Here is a 17,797-nt window from a genome sequence, read left to right as displayed (position 1 = left end):
GCAAGGAGTGATGGGTTCAAGCTGGCGGTGAGACGCGGCCCCTAGGCCCCGACCTGGTCGGGGCCTTTTCTCTTCTGCTCGCACCATTGCCGCCACAGCTGCCGCAGCGCAGCCTCGAAATGCGTGGCGAAGCGCGGCGCGTCGCACAGCGGCGAGCGCAGCAGGCGCGCGCGCAGACCCTGGCGCAGGGCCGCCAGGGTCTGCAGGTCGGCGGCATGGCGTTGTGCCAGCGTCAAATAGTCGGCGCGGTCGGCGGCCACCCAGTCGGGCAGCTGCAGGTTCTGCATGATGCTCACGCCCTGGCGCGCCAGCGGCGTGCTGCCGGCCAGGGTCAGCACCGGCACGCCCATCCACAGCGCCTCCATGCTGGTGGTGCCGCCAGGGTAGGGGAAGGGGTCCAGCGCGATGTCCACGTCGGCATAACAGCGCAGGTAGTCGGTACGCGGGCTGGCGCCTTCCAGCCACAGGCGTTCGGCGGGAATGCCCAGCGCGGCCAGGCGGGCCTGCAGGCCAGCGCGGGTGCTGGCCACGTCCAGCTGGGCATTCTTCAGGTACAGCCGGCTGCCCGGCAGCGCGGCCAGCAGCTCGGCCCACAAGCGCAGCACCGCGTCGTTGAGCTTGTTGAATTTGTTGAAACAGCCGAAGGTGAGCTGGCCGCGCGTGGCAGCGGGCAGGGGGGCGACAGGCAGGGGCAGCGTCGGCGGCGTGAAACACAGAAAGCTCTCGGGCAGCCGCCACAAGCCTTCGGTGAAGGCCGCCTCCATGCCCGGCGGTGCAATCCAGGGGTCGCACAGGACATGGTCGATGGCTGCCACGCCGGTGCTGGCGCAATAGCCCAGCCAGGAGAGCTGCAGCGGCGCGGGCTTGCGAGCGAACGCAGGCAGGCGGTTGCCCGCGGTGTGGCCAGAAAGGTCGACCAGGATGTCAATGCCGTCCGCCTCGATCTGCGCCGCCAGCTGCGCATCGCTCAAGTCCTGCACCTGGCGCCAGCCCGCAGCGCTGGCCTTCAGCGCCGCGCTGAGGCCATCATGCTGGGCGTTGTTCGCATAGGCGATCAGGCTCAGCTGGTCGCCTGCCTGAGCAGCCAGCGCCGTCAGCAGCGACTGCAGGAAGTAGCCGACCGGATGCTCGCGCAGGTCGGCCGACACCAGGCCGACGCGCAGGCAGCGCGCCGGCTCGGCAGCATTGGGCCAATGCGCGCGTGCCGGCGCGAGGCTGGCCAGCGTGGCGCCATAGCGTGCCGCCGCGGCGCGCGTCGCGGCCGGCGATTCCGGCTCGCGATGGCATCGCAGGAACAGCAGGTCGCTGTGCGCCCAATGCTGCTCGGGCTGCAGGGCCAGGATGCGTTGATAGCCATGCGCCGCGCCGTCGAAGTCACCCAGCTCGCGCAGCGCAGCGGCCAGATTGGCATGGGCCAAGGTGTCGCTGGGGCGGGCGGCGATGGCGCGACGGTAGAGCGGCAGGGCTTCGTCGACAAGGCCCTGGGCCTTCAAGGTGTTGCCGAGGTTGTTGAGCAGTTCGGTCGCGGCGGGATCAAGCTCGAGGCCACGGCGGTAGAGTGCCGCGGCCTCGGCGAACCGGCCCAGCCCCTGCAGCAGCAGGCCCAGATTGCACAGCGCGGGCAGATGCCCGGGCTGGCGCTGCAGCAGCCGCTGGTAGCGCGCGATGGCGGCCTGGGTCTGGCCCTGTGCGGCCAGGGCATGGGCCGCATCGAACAACGCCTTGTCCAGCAGCGCCTGGGCGGCGGCGAAGTCGGGCTTGAGCGCAAGCGCGCGCTCGAACGCTTGCAGCGCCTCGTCCAGGCGGCCAAGCCGCTGCAGCACCAGGCCCAGATTGCAATGCGCTTCGACGAAGCCGGGCTTGAGCTGCAGGGCGCGCTGCAGGCATGGCAGGGCGTCGTCCAGGCGCCCCGCGCGCATCAGAGCCAGACCCAGATTGCCATGCGCCTCGGCGAAATCGGGGCGCAGCGCCAGCGCATCCCGGTAGCAGGCCAGCGCCTCCTTGTGCAGGCCCTGCTGGCTCAGCAGGTTGCCCAGATTGCTGGGCAGTTCGGCATCGTCGGGCAGCAGCGTGCGCGCGCGCCGCAGCGTCTCTATGGCCTCCTTGCCCTGGGCCTGCAGGGCGACGCCCAGCGCCTTGCACAGCAGGCCCGAATCCGGAAAGCGCAGCAGCAAGGCCCGCGCGGCCCGCTCCATCTCGTCATAGCGCCTGGTGTTGAAGCATTGCAGCAGCGGCTGCAACTCGGCTTGCGAGGGATCGCGCGTTGCGCTCATCGTGACGGCGTCGGCATGGTCTGCATGGCGGCGCGATTATCACGGCAGGCGCGCCTGCGGCGCGCCGTCGCGCTGGGGCAGACCCTGCTTGTGCAATGGATCAGGGTCGCTAGCATGCGCATCCAAATGCGTCATTCACTCCTTGCTTTCGCCATCGGCCTCGCCTGCTGTCTGTCGGCGACGGCGCGCGCCGCCCCCGCGCTGCGACTGCTCAGCGAAGAGTTCGCGCCGGTCAATTTCAGCGAGAACGGCGTTGGCAAGGGCCTGTCGGTCGAGATCGTGCGCGAGATCCAGCAGCGCTTGGGCGAGCCGGCCGAGATCGAGTTCAAGCCCTGGAGCCGTGCCTACCGTGAGGCCCAGGGCCGCGAGCCGGTGGCCCTGTTCGCGATGGCGCGCACGCCGGCGCGCGAGAGGCTTTTCAAATGGGTGGGCCCCATCGTCACCTTCTACAGCTCGATCTATGCGCCCAATGGCGATGGCCTGCGCCTGCGCAGCCTGGACGATGCCAAGAAGGTCAGCGCCGTGCTGGTGGTGCGCGACTGGTACACCGGCGAGCAGCTCAGCACCCTGGGTTTCAAGAACCTGGTGCCGGTGACCGACCCGGTGCAGGGCATCAAGATGCTGCAGGCTCGGCGTGCGCCGCTGTTCGCCACCGAGCGCATCACCATGCCGCAAATCATGGCCCAGGCTGGCGTGCCGGCGGACGCCTTCGAGGTGGTCTACAGCTTTGCCAGCTCCGATGGCTATATCGCCTTCTCGTTGGCCACGCCCGATGCCACCGTGAAGGCCTGGCAGCAGCAGCTCGATGCGATGAAGCAGGATGGCCGCTTTCTGGCCATCTATAAGCGCTGGTTGCCCAACGACAACCCGCCAATCGGCAAGCGCTAAGGTGTTTTGGCTTTGAGGCCGTCGGCCGCATAGCGGTTGCGGGGATTCCACAGCATCCAACCCTGCGTGCCCTGGGCCTCGGCCGCGTCGATCTGGGCGCGGATCTCGGCGGCGCCAAAGGCCCGGTGATCGAAGGCATAGTCGGCAAATGCCTGCAACCAGGGCCGGTACAGCGGTAGGCCGCGGCCGGTGCGCGCGCTGGCGCGCTGCAGCGAATGCTCGACCAGTTCATAAGGCGCCTTCATCGGCTCGCGATGCCCGGGGATGCCGAAGGAGAAGCCCGAGGGATAGAGCATGGGCGAGAGCAGGTCCACATGGCCGGCAAGGCGCTCGAGCTGCTGGCCGATCTGGGTATCGTCGCTGTTCCAGAGCACATAACCAAAAATGTCCGCGGCGATGAAGACGTTGTGGCGCGCCACACGCTGGCGGGCGGCATCGAGAAAGCCGACGATGGCGGCCACCCGGCCGGCCTCGGTATTGGGCTGGCTGAAACTCAGGCCGGCCTGGTCGGGAAAGCGCAGGTAGTCGAACTGCAGCTCGTCGAAGCCCAGCGCCGCCGCTTCTTCGGCCAGCGCCAGGCTGCGCTCCCAGGCCTCACGCTGGAAGGGGTCGATCCAGGCCAGCTCCTCGCGGTCCTTCCAAAGCTCGCCGCGCGCATCACGCACGGCCCAATCGGGCCTGGCCTGGGCCAGCGGCTCGTCCTTGAACACCACGATGCGCGCGATCAGGTACAGCCCCCGGCCCTTCAGCTCGGCCATCAGCGCGGGCATGTCGGCCACCGTGACGATGGGCTGTGCCAGGCCGGCCGCGGCCACCGCCGCGCTGCGGTAGGGCACGATGCCGCGGTCGCCCTTGACGTCGATCACCAGGGCGTTCAACTCGGTATGCGCTATCAGCTGGAGTGCATCGCCGCGCAGCTGCGCGTTGCCGATGCCATAGGCCGACAGATAGAGGGCCTTGGGCTGGATGGGCTGCAGGGCGATGCGCAGCGCGCCGTTGCCGGCGGGCGTCAGCGTGCGGCGCTGGTAGCCCGGTGCGCGGGCCGACACCTTGCCTGCTCTCGCGCCAGGCTCGACCAGCTCGGCCCGCCCGGACACATCGCTGAGCGTCTGCATGCCGCCCGCCACCAGGGTGGCCGCGGCAATCGGCTGGCCGGTGGCGGCATCCACCACCTGCAGCTCCAGGGCCCCGGCCACGCCCGCCCACAACAGGGCCAGGCTCAGCAGGGCCACAGACCTCACTGCCATTTGCTGCGGCGCAGCTGCGTCTTGAGCGACTGGATCTCGTCCAGCAGATCCAGGGCCAGCGCGGCACCGGCGGCGTTCAGCGCAAGGTCGCGCGTGAGATGCCAGGCCACCCGGGCGCGGCGCAGTTCGCTGCTGGCAAAGCGCCATTGCTGCGGCTCGGGCCCAACGGCGTCGATCACGCCTTCATGCACCAGCTCGACCAGCCATTCGCTGTGGCAGCCGCAGCTGCGCGCCAGCTCGTCCAGGTTCAGCTGCAGCTCATCTTCCAGCAGCGTGCTGCCGGGGGCGGGAACAGAGGAAGAAGCATTCATGGGCTCATGCCTCCAGGGATGCGCGTGGGTTGAAACCGTCGTGGGCCCGTGCCAGCTCGCGCCAGGCCTGCTGCTGGGTCGCGCCGCCGCCCGGCGGCAGCACCAGCGTCAACTGGGCATAGAGGTCACCGGGCGGCGAGCCAGGCAGCCCCAGGCCCTTGAGCCGCAGCCGCCGCCCCGGCGCCGATTGCGGCGGCACCCGCAACTCCACGCGGCCGCTCGGCGTGGGAACCTGCACGGTGGTGCCCAGCGCGGCTTCCCAGGGCGCGATCGGCAGCTCGAAGACGACATCGCGCCCCTCCAACTGGAACAGGCGATCGGGCCTGAACGCCACTTCCAGGTAGAGGTCGCCGGCCGGCGCGCCCGCGAGCCCGGGTCCGCCCTGGCCACTCAGGCGCAGCTGCTGGCCCGGCCCTATGCCCTTGGGAATGGCGACGCTGAGCTGGCGCTCCTGCCACTGCATGCGGCCATCCGGGCCCGGCACCGCGGCGCGCAGGGTCAGGTCTTGTGTGCCGCCGCGGTAGGCATCGCGGAGGTCGATGAGCAGCTTGGCATGGTGATCCTGCCCGCGCTCGGCATGGGCATGCGGCCGCGCATGCGCGTACCTGCCGGTGGCGCCCTGGCGCCCGAACAGGGCTTCAAAGAAATCGCTGAAGTCGGCCGCGCCGGCGAACTCCTGCGGGGCCGCCCCGCTGAACTCGTAGCCGGCATTCCAGTCCGGCGGCGGCTGGCCGCCCTGCCAGCGCTGGCCAACCTGGTCGTAGGCGGCGCGCTTCTCGGCATCGTGCAGGACCTCGTAGGCTTCGGACACCTCCTTGAAGCGCGCCTCGGCATCGGGCTCCTTGCTCACGTCGGGGTGGTATTTGCGCGCCAGCTTGCGGTAGGCGCGCTTGATCTCATCGGCGCTGGCGCTGCGTGCCAGGCCAAGGGTGGCGTAGTAGTCCTTGAACTGCATGATGTTGCTGACGCTAGGCCCGCGGCCGGCGGCCGGCCTTGATCCAGATCAGCGAGACTGGGGGCGCTGGGCGACATCGTCCGCCACGTCCAGGAGAATCTGCGCCATGAGCCCGACCCCGCCCGAGCCCTCCAAACCCGCGCCGAATGCGCCGCTGGACTGGCGGCCGCAAAGGCTCTGGCTGCTGCTGCTGGCCCTGGTGGCGCTGTTCTGGCTGCGCGATCTGTGGGTGGTGTCCACCCAGGTCCAGCCGATTCCCTACAGCGAGTTTCTCCAGCACCTGAAGGCCGGCCGGCTGGAATCCGTCACGGTGGGCAGCCAGCTCATCGAGGGCAAGCTCAAGGCCGCGCAAGCCGATGGCCGCACCCGCATCGTCACCACCCGGGTGGCGCCCGAGCTGGCGCGCGAGCTGGCGCAGTACGAGGTGCGCTTCGAGGGCGTGGTGGAGAACACCTTGCTGCGCGATCTGCTGTCCTGGGTCGTGCCGGCCCTGCTGCTGATGGGAGTCTGGAGCCTGATGGCCAAGCGCCTGGCCGGGCAGGGCGGCCTGGGTGGCCTGCTCTCGGTGGGCAAGAGCCGCGCCAAGCTGCATTCCGAGACCGATGTGGGCGTGCGTTTCGACGATGTGGCGGGGGTCGACGAGGCCAAGGCCGAGTTGCGCGAATCGGTGGACTTCCTCAAGAACCCCAAGGCCTATGGCCGCCTGGGTGCGCATATGCCCAAGGGGGTGTTGCTGGTCGGCCCGCCCGGCACCGGCAAGACCCTGCTGGCGCGCGCCATGGCCGGCGAGGCCGGCGTGCCCTTCTTCTCGATCACCGGCTCGGAGTTCGTCGAGATGTTTGTCGGCGTGGGTGCGGCGCGCGTGCGCGATCTGTTCGAGCAGGCCCGTGCCTCGGCGCCCTGCATCATCTTCATCGACGAGCTCGACGCGCTGGGCCGTGCGCGTGGCGTCGGCCCGCTGAGCGGCGGCCATGACGAGAAGGAGCAGACGCTCAACCAGTTGCTGGCCGAGATGGACGGCTTTGATGCCAGCACCGGGGTGGTGATTCTGGCCGCCACCAACCGGCCCGAGGTGCTGGACCCGGCGCTGCTGCGCGCCGGCCGCTTCGACCGCCAGGTGCTGGTGGACCGGCCCGACCGCAAGGGCCGCGTCGATGTGCTGCGCGTGCATCTGAAGAAGGTCACCTTGGGCGCCGACGTCGACCCGGACGCGGTGGCGGCGCTGACGCCCGGCTTTGCGGGTGCGGACCTGGCCAACCTGGTCAACGAGGCGGCGCTGCTGGCCACGCGGCGTGGCGCGGCGGCGGTGGCCATGCAGGACTTCACCGCGGCGGTGGAGCGCATCGTGGCCGGCCTGGAGCATCGCCAGCGCGTGCTGGGCGCGCAGGAGCGCCGCACGGTGGCGGTGCATGAGATGGGCCATGCGTTGGTGGCCATGCTGCTGCCCGGCAGCGATCCGGTGCACAAGATTTCAATCATTCCGCGCGGCGTGGGGGCCTTGGGCTACACCTTGCAGCGGCCCAGCGAGGACCGCTACCTGGCCAGCCGCAGCGAGCTCTGCAATCGCCTGGCGGTGCTGATGGCGGGGCGGGCCGCCGAGGCCCTGCTGCTGGGCGAGGTTTCCACCGGCGCGGCCGACGACCTCGTCAAAGCCAGCGACATCGCCCACGACATGGTGGCGCGCTACGGCATGTCCGAGGCAGTGGGCCAAGTGGTCTACGAACGCCAGCGGCCGCGTTTTCTCGAACTGCCGGAGAACCTGGCCATGGAGGGTGGGCTGTCCGACGCGACGGCGCGCCGCATCGACGACGCGGTGCGCGCCCTGGTGGACGAGGCCTATGGGCGCGCCACGGCGCTGTTGACGACCCGGCGCGGCCTGCTGGAGCAAGGGGCCGAGCGCCTGCTGGCGCAGGAAACACTCGGCGAGGATGAGCTGCGGCCCCTGGCCGAGGCGGCCAGGGCAATGTCCGCGGCTGGCGCTTAGCTTGGCGCCCGCGCCTCGGCGCCGTTGTCGTCCTCGCCGCCCGGCACAAGACTCGCGCCATGGGCCGCGAGGTACTCGCGTATCAGCTTGCGCACGACCTGGGACGGGGTCACGTCCTGCTTGGCGCACAGCGTTTCAAAGGCTTTCTTCTTGGCCGGATCGATCAACACGGTCAGGCGGGCAGTCTTCAGTTCCATACCGACTCCATATGTTAATCAAATTGTAATTGCAATCATGCTAAATGCACATTAGATTACAAGCTCATGGCATTCCACTACCTGCATCGTCTGACCGGCCGGGTTCGCACCCGCGAGGCGAACCGGCAGTTGGGCGGCATCCTGGCCTTTGTGGCAGGTGCCATCAATGCCGGTGGCTATCTGGCCGTGCAGCGCTACACCTCGCACATGACGGGCATCGTCTCGTCGATCGCTGACGACCTGGCCACTGGAGGTTTCGGCCTGGCGATTGCCGGGCTGGCGGCGCTGGCCTCGTTCGTGTGCGGCGCCGCCAGCACAGCGGTGCTGATCAACTGGGCCAGACGCCGTCAGTTGCGCAGCAAATATGCGCTGGCGCTGTTGCTGGAGGCTGTGCTGCTGCTGGCCTTCGGCCTGGTGGGGGCGCATCTGAGCTCCTTCGGGCATCTGCTGATTCCGACCGCGGTGCTGCTGCTGTGCTTTGTGATGGGCTTGCAGAACGCCATCGTCACCAAGATCTCGCGCGCCGAGATACGTACCACCCATATGACCGGCGTGGTCACCGACCTGGGCCTAGAACTGGGGCGCCTGTTCTACTGGAACCGCAACCCCGATGCCAATGCCATCCATGTCGTGCGGGCCAACCGCGACAAGCTGGCCATCCATGCGCTGGTGCTGGGCCTGTTCTTCTTCGGCGGCCTGCTTGGCGCCCTGGCCTTCAAGCACTTCGGCTTCAGTGCCACCATCCCGATTGCCTGCCTGCTGGTCCTGCTGGCCGCGCCACCGCTGCTGCTCGACCTGCGGCACGGCCGCCAGCTTTCACCTCCCCTGTCTCGCCACACCTGATCTGATGCTCGAATCCGAACCCGTGAACGACCACGTCAAGCCCTTCGTCTACGAGACACTCAACACCAAGGCCCTGCATTTCTCCATCTGCGAGATTCAGAGCCGTATGCAGACGCTGCGGCCCGATGCGCTGGACCTGGACTACACGCGCACCATGATGGGCTTTCTGTTGCTCAGGGACGAGCCCGACACGCTCACCATGATCGGCCTGGGCGGCGGTTCGCTGGCCAAGTTCTGCCACCGCTACCTGCCCACGACGCGCATCAAGGTGGTGGAGATCAACCCCCATGTGATCGCGTTGAAGAGCGAGTTCAAGGTGCCACCGGACGACGAGCGCTTCAAGGTACGCGAGGGCGACGGCGCCGATTTCGTGCGCTTCCCACCCTACCGCATGGACGTGCTGATGGTGGACGGCTTTGACAGCGAGGGCACGCCGCCGGCCCTGTGCTCGCAACGCTTCTACGACGACTGCCTGGACGCCTTGCAGCCCAATGGCCTGATGGTGGCCAATCTGCACAGCGGCCATGTCGATTTCGAGACCCATCTGGCGCGCATCAGGCGCAGCTTTGGCGAAGAGGTGCTGGTGGTGGGCGACGGCGACTGCAGCAACAGCATCGTGTTCGCCTGCAAGGGCCTGCTGCTGCGCCAGGCGCGGCCGGCGCTCCTGCGCAAGCCGCGGCATTTCGATCGCCAGACCTGGGACGAATTGCTGCCCTCGTTTGCCGCGGTGGCGGCCGAACTCAAGCGCCTGCAGGACGGCGCCTGAGCGCGGCCTGACGGCCTAACACTCGACGATATTCACCGCCAGACCGCCGCGTGCGGTCTCCTTGTACTTGGTCATCATGTCGGCGCCGGTGTCGCGCATGGTCTTGATGACCTTGTCAAGGCTGACGAAATGGGTGCCGTCGCCGCGCAGCGCCATGCGCGCGGCATTGATGGCCTTCACCGAGGCGATCGCGTTGCGCTCGATGCAGGGGATCTGCACCAGGCCGCCCACCGGGTCGCAGGTCAGGCCCAGGTGGTGCTCCATGCCGATCTCGGCGGCGTTCTCCACCTGCTCGGGCGTGCCGCCCATCACCTGGCATAAGGCCGCTGCGGCCATCGAGCAGGCCACGCCCACTTCGCCCTGGCAGCCGACCTCGGCGCCCGAGATCGAGGCGTTTTCCTTGTAGAGGATGCCGATGGCCGCGGCGGTGAGCAAAAAGTCGATCACGCCCTCGTCGTTGGCATGGTGGACGAAGCGGCTGTAGTAGTGCAGCACCGCCGGCACGATGCCGGCCGCGCCATTGGTGGGCGCGGTGACGACGCGGCCACCGGCGGCGTTCTCCTCGTTCACCGCCAGCGCATAGAGGTTGACCCAGTCCATCACCTGCAGCGGGTCGCGCAGCGCGGCCTCGGGGTTGGCGGTGAGGTCGCGGTGCAACTGGGCGGCGCGGCGCTTGACCTTGAAGCCTCCCGGCAGAATGCCCTCGGTGCGGCAGCCGCGGCTCACGCAATCCTGCATCACCTGCCAGATCTTGAGCAGGCCGGCGCGCGTCTCCTCGTCGCTGCGCCAGTGGCGCTCGTTGCGGCGCATCACCTCGGCGATGCTGATGCCATGCTCTTTGGTCAGCGCCAGCAATTCGTCGCCGGTTTTGAAGGGGTAGGGCAGCACGGTGGCGTCGGGTGCGATCACCTTGTGCTTCTGGCCGTCGGCCAGCACTTCTTCGGTGACGACGAAGCCGCCGCCCACCGAGTAATAGGTGCGCTCCGCCAGCAGCTCGCCGGCCGCATCGAAGGCGCTGAAGCGCATGCCGTTGGCATGCAGGGGCAGGCTCTGGCGGCGGAACAGGGTCAGGTCCTTGCTCTCGTCGAAGCCGATCTCATGCTCGCCCAGCAGCGCAATGCGCTTGGCGGCGCGGATCTCGGCCAGATAGCCCTCGATGCGCTCCACGTCGACGCTGTCGGGCTCATGGCCGGCCAGGCCCAGAAGCACCGCCTTGTCGCTGCCATGGCCCTTGCCGGTGGCGCCCAGCGAGCCGTAGAGCTGGGAGCTGACGCGCGCGGTGCGCGCCAGCAGGCCCTCATGGCGCAGGCGCAGCCCGAACAGGCGCGCCGCCCGCATCGGGCCCACGGTGTGCGAGCTCGATGGCCCGATACCGATCTTGAACAGGTCGAAAACGGAAACGGCCATCGGGGACTCGCTTTACTGATAGTCGGACAGGGGGGGGCAGGAGCAGACCAGATTGCGGTCGCCATAGACGTTGTCCACCCGTCCCACCGGCACCCAGTACTTCTGGCGGCGCAGCGTGGCCACCGGGTAGGCAGCGACCTCGCGGCTGTAGCCATGCGTCCACTCGGCCTTGAGCAGGCTCTCGGCGGTATGCGGTGCGTTCACCAGCGGGTTGTCCTCGCGCGTCCAGACCCCATCGGCCACTTGGGCAATCTCGGCGCGGATCGCCAGCATGGCATCGCAGAAGCGATCGAGCTCGGCCTTGGATTCGCTCTCGGTGGGTTCCACCATCAGCGTGCCGGCCACCGGGAAGCTCAGGGTGGGTGCATGGAAACCGTAGTCGATCAGGCGCTTGGCCACGTCCTCGGCACCCACGCCGGTGGCGTCCTTGAGCGGGCGGATGTCCAGGATGCACTCATGCGCGACGCCGCCGCCCTTCACGCCGGCGATATTGCCGCTGAAGTGGATGTCGTAGGCATCGGCCAAGCGCGCCGCCACATAATTGGCCGAGAGGATGGCCACCTCGGTGGCGGCGGTCAGACCCTCGGCGGCCATCATGCGCACATACATCCAGCTGATCGGCAGCACCGCGGCATTGCCCAGCGGCGCGGCCGAGACGGCGCCGATGGCGGTCTCGCTGGCATAGCCGGCCGAGCGATGGGTGGGCAGATAGGGCACCAGATCGGCCACCACGCAGACCGGGCCGACGCCCGGGCCGCCACCGCCGTGCGGGATGCAGAAGGTCTTGTGCAGATTCAGGTGGCTGACATCGCCGCCGAACTCGCCGGGCGCCGCCACGCCCACCAGGGCGTTCATGTTCGCGCCGTCCACATAGACGCGGCCGCCGTGGCTCTTGACCAGCGCGCAGATCTCCTTCACATGGGTGTCGAACACGCCATAGGTGGAGGGATAGGTGATCATGATGGCGGCCAAGTTGGCGGCATGTTGCTCGCACTTGGCCTTCAGGTCCACCAGGTCGATATTGCCCTCCTTGTCGCACTTGGTCACCACCACCTGCATGCCCACCATCTGGGCCGAGGCAGGGTTGGTGCCATGCGCCGATTCGGGGATCAGGCAGATCTTGCGGTGGCCTTCGCCGCGCGACTCATGCCAGGCCTTGATGGCCAGCAGGCCCGCGTACTCGCCCTGCGAGCCGGCATTGGGCTGCAGCGAGATGCCGGCATAGCCGGTGGCCTGGCAGAGCCAGCCGGTGAGCTGCTCGTTGAGCAGTGCATAACCCTGCAGCTGATCGTGCGGGGCGAAGGGGTGCACGCCCGCGAACTCCGGCCAGGTGATGGGGATCATCTCGCTGGTGGCGTTGAGCTTCATGGTGCAGGAGCCCAGCGGGATCATGCTGCGGTCCAGCGCCAGGTCCTTGTCGGCCAGGGCGCGCAGATAGCGCAGCATCTCGGTTTCCGAGTGGTAGCGGTTGAACACCGGGTGCGTCAGATAGGCGCTGCTGCGCTGCAGCTCGGCGGGGATCAGGCTCGCCACGCCCTTCTCGAAGGCGGCGAGGTCCGACGACAGGCCGAACACCGCCAGGATGGCAGCCAGGTCGGCGCGCGTGGTGGTTTCGTCCAGCGAAACCGACACGCTCTGAGCCGAGGCGCGGCGCAGGTTCATGCCGGCGGCCACGGCCTTGGCCAGGGTGGCCTCGGTGGCGGCTCCGGTCTTGATTACCAGCGTGTCGAAGGCGCTGCCGTTGGCCACGCGCTCGCCCAGCGCCTGGGCCAGGATGGCGGTGTAGCTGGCCACGCGCTGCGCGATGCGCTTGAGGCCTTGCGGGCCATGGTAGACCGCGTACATGCTGGCCACCACGGCCGGCAGCACCTGGGCGGTACAGATATTGGAGGTGGCCTTCTCGCGGCGGATATGCTGCTCGCGCGTCTGCAGCGCCAGGCGGTAGGCCGGGTTGCCGTGCACGTCCACGCTCACGCCCACCAAGCGGCCGGGCAGATTGCGCTTGTACTCGTCCTTGCAGGCCATATAGGCGGCGTGCGGGCCGCCATTGCACATCGGCATGCCAAAGCGCTGGGTGGTGCCCACGGCGATGTCGGCGCCTTGCTCGCCGGGTGCCTTCAGGAGCGTCAGCGCCAGCAGGTCGGCCGCGACGATCAGCAGGCCGCCCTGGGCGTGCACCGCATCGGCAATGGCTTGCAGGCCGCGCACTTCGCCGCCCACGCCGGGGTATTGCACCAGCGCTGCAAAGCATGCGCTCTGGCCGGCCTCGGCGGCCGGGCCCACCTGCACCTGGTAGCCCAGGGGCAGGGCGCGCGTGCGCACCACTTCCAGGGTCTGCGGCAGCACATCGTCGGCCACGAACAGGGTGGTGGACTTGCTCTTGCCCACGCGCGCGGCCAGGGTCATGGCCTCGGCGGCGGCGGTGGCCTCGTCCAGCATCGAGGAGTTGGCAATCGCCATGCCGGTCAGGTCGGTGACCATGGTCTGGAAGTTCACCAGCGCTTCCATGCGGCCTTGCGAGATCTCGGCCTGGTAGGGCGTGTAGGCGGTGTACCAGGCGGGGTTTTCGAGGATGTTGCGCAGGATCACGCCGGGGGTCAGGGTGTCGTAATAGCCCTGGCCGATATAGCTCTTCAGCACCTTGTTCTTGGCCGCCACAGCCTTCAATTCGGCCAGCGCCTGGGCTTCGGTGGCGACGCCCGGCAGCTGCATGCCCTGGCTGCGCTTGATGCTGGCTGGCACGATGGCCTCGATCAGCGCGCGGCGCGAGGCCGCGCCAATCACGGACAGCATCGCCGCCTCATCGGCCGCATCGGGACCGATATGACGGGCTTGGAATTCGGCGGCGTTCTCGAGCTCACCGAGCGGCTTCAGGGCAGACATCAACATGGCGCAATCCTTGGATGCCAGAGTTCGTGGCCCGGGCATCGGTATTCAATACAACAACGGGCACCACGTGCCCGCTTTCTTACCGGAAGAGCTGGTAATCAGCTGTTCTTGACCAGCTCGTCGTAGGCGGTGCTGTCCATCAGCGCGTCCAGCTGGGCGGGGTTGCTCAACTTGACCTTGAAGAACCAGCCGCTCTTGAGCGGGTCGGTGTTGGCCAGCGAGGGATCGTTGCGCAGCTCTTCGTTGACTTCGGTGATCTCGCCATCGACGGGCATGTAGACGTCGGCCGCGGCCTTCACCGACTCCACCACGCCGGCCACTTCCTTCTCGGCATAGCTCTGGCCCACATTGGGCAGGTCCACAAACACCACATCGCCCAGCGCGTCTTGCGCATGAACGGTGATGCCCACGGTGGCGGTGCCATCGGCTTCGATCTGGACCCACTCGTGGTCAGGCGTGTACTTGATGTTGCTCATGGTGTGCTCCGAATGTTGGGAGAAAAGACCAGGGGGTCAAAAGAAGATTGGCCGGTTCAGCCGCGGAAATAGCGATGCGGTGCAAAGGGTGTCGGTGCCACGCTCATGGCCACGCGCTTGTCGCGCACGATGGCGAACACCTGGGTGCCCACCGCCTGGTGGCTGCTGGGCAGATAGGCCAGGGCCACCGGGCTGCCCACCGTGGGGCCCAGCGAGCCGCTGGTGACGACGCCCAGCTCCCGGCCCTCGGCGTCCACCACCTTGGCGCCTTCGCGCACCGGCATGCGCTCGGCGCTGATCAGGCCCACGCGCTTGCGGCTGGCGCCGGCAGCGAGCTGGCCGTCGATCACCGCGGCGCCGGGGTAGCCACCGGCACGCGCGCCACCGGCGCGGCGCACCTTCTGGATCGCCCAGGTCAGCGCGCCTTCCACCGGCGTGGTTTCGGTATTGATGTCGTGGCCGTAGAGGCACAGGCCGGCTTCCAGGCGCAGGGTGTCGCGCGCGCCCAGGCCGATGGGCTTGACCTCGGGTTGGGCCAGCAGCTTGCGCGCCAGCGCCACCGCCTGGTCGTTGTGCACCGAGATCTCGAAGCCGTCTTCGCCGGTATAGCCCGAGCGGGTCAGGAAGGTCTCGATGCCGTCCAGACTGAAGAAGCCCCCGGTCATGAAGGTGAGCTTGGCCACCTCGGGGTTCAGGCGGGCCAGCGCGGTCACGGCCTGCGGGCCCTGCAGCGCCAGCAGGGCGCGCTCGGGCAGGCTGATGACCTCGCAGCGGCCGCCGATCTTGGCCTGCAGATGCGCGGTGTCCTGCTCCTTGCAGGCGGCGTTCACCACCACGAAGATGTCGTCGGGGCGGCGGCACAGCATCAGGTCGTCGAGGATGCCGCCCTGCTCATTGGTGAAGAGCGCATAGCGCTGTTTGAACACCGGCAGATCGATCACGTCGACGGGCACGATGGTTTCCAACGCGGCACCGGCATCGGCGCCGACCAGGCGCAGCTGGCCCATGTGCGAGACGTCGAACAGGCCGGCCGCCGTGCGCGTGTGCTTGTGCTCGGCGAGGATGCCTTCCTTGTACTGCACCGGCATGTCGTAGCCGCCAAACGGCACCATCTTGGCGCCAAGTTCGATGTGCAGAGCGTGCAGGGGGGTGGTCTTGAGATCGGCGGACAAGGGACATTCTCCGAGGGCATTTCGAAAGCCCACCCGGCCCTGAGACCCGTGGTGGGGGGTATGCCCTCGCTGTCCTTGGTACCTGAGAGATTGACCACCGGCGTATTGCCGACAGCTTGCCCCTTCGGTGGACGGGTTCAATGAACAAAGACCCGCCTCTCTCCAGTGAGGAACGCCTGCATCGAGGCGTTTTGTCAGTCCTTTTGCCTGAGCGTTCGAAGCGTGGGATCACCAGTGCCTCTGCGCCTTCGGCGGCTTTCGCGTGAAAAGCTCTCTCCTGACGGCGCGGATTGTAGCCATGGATTGGGGGGCGGGCGAGCAAATTAAGCCTCGTCTAATTGCTGAGCCATGCCGCCATGGAGAATCTCACTTCCCGGTAAAAGGACAAGGCATGCGACTGCTGCTGGTGGAAGACGACCCGATGATTGGCGAGCAGCTGCTCGAGTTGCTGCGCGCCGAGGGCTATGCGGTCGATTGGGTGCGCGATGGCGAGCTGGCCGACGCGGCCCTGCAGGCACAGAACTACGACCTGGTGCTCCTGGACCTGGGCCTGCCCAGGCGCGACGGCATGAGCGTGCTGCGTGCGCTGCGAGCGCGCAAGCAGGTCATGCCGGTGCTGATCGCCACCGCGCGCGACGCGCTGGAGCAGCGCATCGCCGGGCTGGACGCCGGCGCCGATGACTATGTGCTCAAGCCCTTCGAGCTGCACGAGCTGCTGGCGCGCATCCGCGCGCTCCTGCGGCGCGCCAGTGGCCGCGCCGAGCCGGTCTACGAGCACCGCGGCGTGAGCATCAACCCCGCCACCCGCGAGGTGGTGGCCGAGGGTAAACAGGTCACGCTGTCGGCACGCGAATGGGCGGTGCTGGAGCCGCTGCTGGCGCGGCCGGGCATGGTGCTGTCGCGCCAGCAGCTGGAGGAAAAGCTCTATGGCTGGAAGGACGAGATCAGCAGCAATGCGGTGGAGGTCTACATCCACGGCCTGCGCAAGAAGCTGGGCGCGGCGCTGATCCAGAACGTGCGCGGCGTGGGCTACCGGGTACCCAAGGAATGACGATGGTGATGAAGCTGCTGCCGCGTTCGCTGCGCTATCGCCTGATCGCCTTCCTGCTGCTGGCCTTCTCGCTCTCGGCCCTGGTGCAGGGCGGCAGCGCCTACCGCACCGCGCTGCAGGAGGCCGACGAGATCTTCGACTACCACATGCAGCAGATGGCCTTCTCGCTGCAGGGCAGCGTCGGCAGCGGCACGTTGAGCCTGCCGCTGGGCGACCAGAAGAGCTACGACTTCATGGTGCAGGTCTGGGGGCTGGACGGCGTGCCGATGTTTCGCTCGCCGGGCGAGGCCTTGTTGCCGCAGCGCGCGGTGCTGGGCTTCTCGAACCTGGACGCCAATGGCAAGCATTTCCGCGTGTTCTCGCTGCAGACGCGCTACCAGGTGGTGCAGGTGGCGCAGGACCTGGCGGTGCGCCAGCGCATGGCCGGCCAACTGGCCTTTCGCACCATCGCGCCCATCGCCCTGATGCTGCCGCTCTTGGCCCTGGTGGTGTGGTGGGTGGTGAGCCAATCGCTGGAGCCGGTGGCCAAGGTGCGCGACCAGCTGGCCGCGCGCGCGGTCGACGACCTCTCGCCGGTGGCCAGCGAGGAGCTGCCCGCCGAGGTGAAGCCCCTGGTGGACGAGCTTAACTCGCTGCTGGGCCGGGTGCGCCAGGCATTCGAGGCGCAGCAGCACTTCATTGCCGATGCGGCGCACGAGCTGCGCTCGCCGCTGGCGGCGCTCAAGCTGCAGCTGCAATCGCTGCAGCGCGCGCCCGATGCGCCTGGTCAGGCGCAGGCGATCGGGCGCCTGGCCAGCGGCATCGAGCGCGCCAGCCATCTGATCGAACAGCTGATGGCGCTGGCGCGCGAGCAGGCGCCGGGCGAGGCCCAGCAAACCATGCAGGCGCTGGCGCTGGACCAGCTCTGCAAGGACGCGGTGGTGGACATCAGCGATACCGCCGCGGCGCGCCAGATCGACCTGGGCCTGGCACGCTGCGATGCTGCGCAGGTGCGGGGCGAGCCCCAGGCCCTGCGCATCTTGCTGCGAAATCTGTTGGACAACGCCGTCAAGTACAGCCCCGCCGGCGGGCGCGTGGACCTGAGCCTGCTGGCCACGCCCGACGAGGCTCTGCTGGTGGTGGAGGACAGCGGCCCCGGCATTGCGGTGGCCGAGCGCGAGCGCGTGTTCGACCGCTTCTACCGCAGCGCCGACGCGCAGCAGGCCAGCGGCAGTGGCCTGGGCCTGGCCATCGTGAAGGCGATTGCCGAGCGCCATGGCGCCAAGCTCGGCTTGGGCGAGGCTGCCACATTGGGTGGCTTGCGTGTGGAGCTCAGGCTGCCCCGTGTTGGTTAAGTGA

At 68.3% G+C, this 17,797-nt stretch carries 15 protein-coding genes and 2 riboswitches; of the genes, 6 read left to right on the top strand and 9 right to left on the bottom strand.

Annotation, left to right across the window (positions count from 1 at the left end; all coding sequences use genetic code 11):
- Window positions 1-41 precede the first annotated feature (41 nt).
- Complete coding sequence (locus WG898_RS16935) at window positions 42-2,273, bottom strand: O-linked N-acetylglucosamine transferase, SPINDLY family protein (RefSeq protein WP_339603975.1); 2,232 nt, start codon at window positions 2,271-2,273, stop codon at window positions 42-44.
- A 126-nt stretch (window positions 2,274-2,399) separates the two neighbouring features.
- Between WG898_RS16935 and WG898_RS16930 the strand changes: the two genes are divergently transcribed.
- Complete coding sequence (locus WG898_RS16930) at window positions 2,400-3,161, top strand: substrate-binding periplasmic protein (RefSeq protein ID WP_339603974.1); 762 nt, start codon at window positions 2,400-2,402, stop codon at window positions 3,159-3,161.
- Here the strand turns inward: WG898_RS16930 and WG898_RS16925 are convergent.
- From WG898_RS16925 to WG898_RS16915, 3 genes are read right to left on the bottom strand one after another with little or no spacing between them, the layout of a single operon-like run.
- Window positions 3,158-4,408 carry a putative glycoside hydrolase gene (locus WG898_RS16925; RefSeq protein ID WP_339603973.1) on the bottom strand — a complete coding sequence of 417 codons (1,251 nt, stop codon included), beginning with the start codon at window positions 4,406-4,408 and terminating at the stop codon, window positions 3,158-3,160. The genes WG898_RS16930 and WG898_RS16925 overlap by 4 nt on opposite strands.
- Entirely contained in the window at window positions 4,399-4,719 is a 321-nt protein-coding gene (locus WG898_RS16920) for a chaperone modulator CbpM (protein WP_339603972.1), read from the bottom strand. The genes WG898_RS16925 and WG898_RS16920 overlap by 10 nt, the downstream gene beginning before the upstream one ends.
- Window positions 4,720-4,723: 4 nt before the next feature.
- Window positions 4,724-5,674, bottom strand: a complete 951-nt coding sequence (locus WG898_RS16915; RefSeq protein WP_339603971.1) for a DnaJ C-terminal domain-containing protein — start codon at window positions 5,672-5,674, stop codon at window positions 4,724-4,726.
- 106 nt (window positions 5,675-5,780) lie between these two features.
- On the opposite strand from WG898_RS16915, the gene ftsH reads away from it, so the two are divergent.
- Window positions 5,781-7,658 carry an ATP-dependent zinc metalloprotease FtsH gene (ftsH, locus tag WG898_RS16910; protein WP_339603970.1) on the top strand — a complete coding sequence of 626 codons (1,878 nt, stop codon included), beginning with the start codon at window positions 5,781-5,783 and terminating at the stop codon, window positions 7,656-7,658.
- Here ftsH and WG898_RS16905 read toward each other — a convergent pair.
- Window positions 7,655-7,855 carry a ribbon-helix-helix protein gene (locus tag WG898_RS16905; RefSeq protein WP_339603969.1) on the bottom strand — a complete coding sequence of 67 codons (201 nt, stop codon included), beginning with the start codon at window positions 7,853-7,855 and terminating at the stop codon, window positions 7,655-7,657. The genes ftsH and WG898_RS16905 overlap by 4 nt on opposite strands.
- A gap of 66 nt (window positions 7,856-7,921) precedes the next feature.
- Here WG898_RS16905 and WG898_RS16900 point away from each other — a divergent pair, with 66 nt between their 5' ends.
- Both WG898_RS16900 and WG898_RS16895 read left to right on the top strand, forming a co-directional pair.
- A complete protein-coding gene (locus tag WG898_RS16900) occupies window positions 7,922-8,698 on the top strand; it encodes a YoaK family protein (protein ID WP_339603968.1) in 777 nt (258 codons plus the stop codon).
- 4 nt (window positions 8,699-8,702) lie between these two features.
- Window positions 8,703-9,464, top strand: coding sequence for a spermine/spermidine synthase domain-containing protein (locus tag WG898_RS16895; protein ID WP_339603967.1), 762 nt, complete (start codon window positions 8,703-8,705; stop codon window positions 9,462-9,464).
- Window positions 9,465-9,479: 15 nt separating this feature from the next.
- Here WG898_RS16895 and WG898_RS16890 read toward each other — a convergent pair whose 3' ends face one another.
- The 4 genes from WG898_RS16890 to gcvT form a co-directional block, all read right to left on the bottom strand.
- Window positions 9,480-10,871, bottom strand: coding sequence for an L-serine ammonia-lyase (locus WG898_RS16890; RefSeq protein WP_339603966.1), 1,392 nt, complete (start codon window positions 10,869-10,871; stop codon window positions 9,480-9,482).
- Window positions 10,872-10,883: 12 nt separating this feature from the next.
- Window positions 10,884-13,760, bottom strand: a complete 2,877-nt coding sequence (gcvP, locus tag WG898_RS16885; RefSeq protein ID WP_339603965.1) for an aminomethyl-transferring glycine dehydrogenase — start codon at window positions 13,758-13,760, stop codon at window positions 10,884-10,886.
- Window positions 13,761-13,858: 98 nt separating this feature from the next.
- Entirely contained in the window at window positions 13,859-14,236 is a 378-nt protein-coding gene (gene gcvH / locus WG898_RS16880) for a glycine cleavage system protein GcvH (RefSeq protein WP_339603964.1), read from the bottom strand.
- 56 nt (window positions 14,237-14,292) lie between these two features.
- Entirely contained in the window at window positions 14,293-15,408 is a 1,116-nt protein-coding gene (gene gcvT, locus WG898_RS16875; protein ID WP_339603963.1) for a glycine cleavage system aminomethyltransferase GcvT, read from the bottom strand.
- A gap of 59 nt (window positions 15,409-15,467) precedes the next feature.
- Window positions 15,468-15,584: riboswitch (glycine riboswitch) on the bottom strand.
- A 9-nt stretch (window positions 15,585-15,593) separates the two neighbouring features.
- Window positions 15,594-15,698, bottom strand: a riboswitch (glycine riboswitch).
- 101 nt (window positions 15,699-15,799) lie between these two features.
- Here gcvT and WG898_RS16870 point away from each other — a divergent pair.
- Both WG898_RS16870 and WG898_RS16865 read left to right on the top strand, forming a co-directional pair.
- Window positions 15,800-16,459 (top strand): response regulator, encoded by a 660-nt coding sequence (locus tag WG898_RS16870; RefSeq protein ID WP_339603962.1) that lies wholly within the window; start codon window positions 15,800-15,802, stop codon window positions 16,457-16,459.
- A gap of 2 nt (window positions 16,460-16,461) precedes the next feature.
- A complete protein-coding gene (locus tag WG898_RS16865) occupies window positions 16,462-17,793 on the top strand; it encodes an ATP-binding protein (RefSeq protein WP_339603961.1) in 1,332 nt (443 codons plus the stop codon).
- Window positions 17,794-17,797: the final 4 nt, after the last annotated feature.

Origin of the sequence: Paucibacter soli (assembly GCF_037482845.1) — a bacterium.
GTDB lineage: Bacteria > Pseudomonadota > Gammaproteobacteria > Burkholderiales > Burkholderiaceae_C > Paucibacter_B > Paucibacter_B soli.
The sequence above is the reverse complement of the archived record's forward strand: the minus strand, read 5'-3'. Positions and strand labels throughout refer to the sequence as shown.

Excerpts from the sequence above, each read along its gene's own strand:
- WG898_RS16890 (WP_339603966.1), bottom strand. The coding sequence starts at position 10,871 with ATGGCCGTTTCCGTTTTCGACCTGTTCAAGATCGGTATCGGGCCATCG.
- WG898_RS16905 (WP_339603969.1), bottom strand. The coding sequence starts at position 7,855 with ATGGAACTGAAGACTGCCCGCCTGACCGTGTTGATCGATCCGGCCAAG.
- WG898_RS16895 (WP_339603967.1), top strand. The coding sequence starts at position 8,703 with ATGCTCGAATCCGAACCCGTGAACGACCACGTCAAGCCCTTCGTCTAC.
- WG898_RS16865 (WP_339603961.1), top strand. The coding sequence starts at position 16,462 with ATGGTGATGAAGCTGCTGCCGCGTTCGCTGCGCTATCGCCTGATCGCC.
- WG898_RS16935 (WP_339603975.1), bottom strand. The coding sequence starts at position 2,273 with ATGAGCGCAACGCGCGATCCCTCGCAAGCCGAGTTGCAGCCGCTGCTG.
- gcvP (WP_339603965.1), bottom strand. The coding sequence starts at position 13,760 with ATGTTGATGTCTGCCCTGAAGCCGCTCGGTGAGCTCGAGAACGCCGCC.
- gcvH (WP_339603964.1), bottom strand. The coding sequence starts at position 14,236 with ATGAGCAACATCAAGTACACGCCTGACCACGAGTGGGTCCAGATCGAA.
- WG898_RS16900 (WP_339603968.1), top strand. The coding sequence starts at position 7,922 with ATGGCATTCCACTACCTGCATCGTCTGACCGGCCGGGTTCGCACCCGC.
- WG898_RS16870 (WP_339603962.1), top strand. The coding sequence starts at position 15,800 with ATGCGACTGCTGCTGGTGGAAGACGACCCGATGATTGGCGAGCAGCTG.
- WG898_RS16915 (WP_339603971.1), bottom strand. The coding sequence starts at position 5,674 with ATGCAGTTCAAGGACTACTACGCCACCCTTGGCCTGGCACGCAGCGCC.
- WG898_RS16920 (WP_339603972.1), bottom strand. The coding sequence starts at position 4,719 with ATGAATGCTTCTTCCTCTGTTCCCGCCCCCGGCAGCACGCTGCTGGAA.
- ftsH (WP_339603970.1), top strand. The coding sequence starts at position 5,781 with ATGAGCCCGACCCCGCCCGAGCCCTCCAAACCCGCGCCGAATGCGCCG.
- WG898_RS16930 (WP_339603974.1), top strand. The coding sequence starts at position 2,400 with ATGCGTCATTCACTCCTTGCTTTCGCCATCGGCCTCGCCTGCTGTCTG.
- WG898_RS16925 (WP_339603973.1), bottom strand. The coding sequence starts at position 4,408 with ATGGCAGTGAGGTCTGTGGCCCTGCTGAGCCTGGCCCTGTTGTGGGCG.